This window comes from Tabrizicola sp. (assembly GCF_036781545.1).
Classification (GTDB): Bacteria; Pseudomonadota; Alphaproteobacteria; order Rhodobacterales; family Rhodobacteraceae; genus Tabrizicola.
Genome location: NZ_DAIQAT010000006.1, coordinates 63,641 through 64,932, shown reverse-complemented (window position 1 = coordinate 64,932; position 1,292 = coordinate 63,641). Strand labels below are relative to the sequence as shown.

Here is a 1,292-nt window from a genome sequence, read left to right as displayed (position 1 = left end):
CCCTTGTAGATCACCTCGCCCGTCGTCGGCGTCACGAACCCGGCGATCTGCTTGAAGAGGGTGGATTTTCCCGCCCCGTTCGGCCCGATCACCGACAGGATTTCCTGCGGGGTGACGTCGAAGCTGATGTCGTTGTTCGCCGTCAACCCGCCATAGCGCTTGGTGACGTTCTTCACTTGCAGGATCGGCGCGGTCATTTGCGGCCTCCTTTCCGGTCGAGAAGGCTGAGCACGCCGTTCGGCAGGATCAGCATCAGCGCGATCAGCGCGCCGGAATAGATGAGGAGTTGGTATTGCTTGGCAACCGACAGGAGGTCCCAGCCGAAGTAAAGGAGGAGCGTGCCCAGCATCGGCCCGAAGACATAGCCCAGGCCGCCGAGGAAGCAGTAGAGCATGAAGTTCACGCTGTCCTGGACCACGAAGGAGGAGGGATAGATCGACTGCGAGATGGCGACGAAGATCGCCCCGGCCAGCCCGCCGAAGAAGGAGGAGATGGCATAGGCCAAGACCCGCAGCATCGCGGTGTTGACGCCGATGGAAGCCGACAGTTCCTCGTTCTGCTGCAGGGACCGGCAGAGGTGGCCAAGGCGGGAGTTCACGATGCGCCAGAGGACGAGATAGGTCACGACCATCAGCACGGCGGCCATCAGGTAGAAGGCGAGCTTGGGGTTCGCCAGCGTGGCGAAATCGGGGATGATCGTCAGGCCGAGGATGGAAAGCTCGCCCGGCAGCGGGATCGAGGTGATGCCCTTGGCGCCGTTGGTGACGGGCAGCGCCAGTGCGGTCAGCCGGGCGACCTCGGTCAGGACCAGCGTGACCATGGCGAAGTAGACCCCGCGCAGCCGCAGGATGGGAAGGCCGATCACGACCGAGACGGCGGCGCAGAAAAGACCCGCCAGCGGCAGCGTCAGCCAGAAGCTGACGCCATACTGCGTGATCAGGATCGCCGAGACATAGCCCCCGGTCAGGGCATAGGCGCCCTGGCCGATGTTGATGCGGCCGATGTAGAAGGTCAGCCAGACCCCGGCGGCGGCCACCGACAAGAGGGCGACCGACGTGAGCGTGTAGTAGAAGTCCCAGCGTCCGGTCAGGGCGATGAAGGCGGGGACAAGGATGAAGACGGCCAGAAGGAAGGCCAGCACTCCGGCAAGGCGGGCGGCGGACATCGGGCGGCGCTCGGCCATGGATTGCGTCTGATCGGTCATCGGTTCAACCCCAGGGCTTGCCCATCAGGCCCTGCGGCCGGATGGCGAGGAAGATCATCAGGGTGACGAAGATCACCAGGTAGGTGAC

Annotated in this window: 2 protein-coding genes; both read right to left on the bottom strand. The window is 64.2% G+C overall.

The window, feature by feature from the left end; all coding sequences use genetic code 11:
- Window positions 1-197: ATP-binding cassette domain-containing protein (locus tag V7Q39_RS02705; RefSeq protein ID WP_333814813.1), on the bottom strand; the 197-nt coding region annotated here is incomplete at its 3' end.
- The gene (locus V7Q39_RS02700; RefSeq protein ID WP_333814811.1) at window positions 194-1,204 is read right to left on the bottom strand and encodes a branched-chain amino acid ABC transporter permease; all 1,011 of its coding nucleotides are present in this window, start codon (window positions 1,202-1,204) and stop codon (window positions 194-196) included. The genes V7Q39_RS02700 and V7Q39_RS02705, both read right to left, overlap by 4 nt.
- Window positions 1,205-1,292: the final 88 nt, after the last annotated feature.

Coding starts and splice junctions, on each gene's coding strand:
- V7Q39_RS02700 (WP_333814811.1), bottom strand. CDS start 1,204: ATGACCGATCAGACGCAATCCATGGCCGAGCGCCGCCCGATGTCCGCC.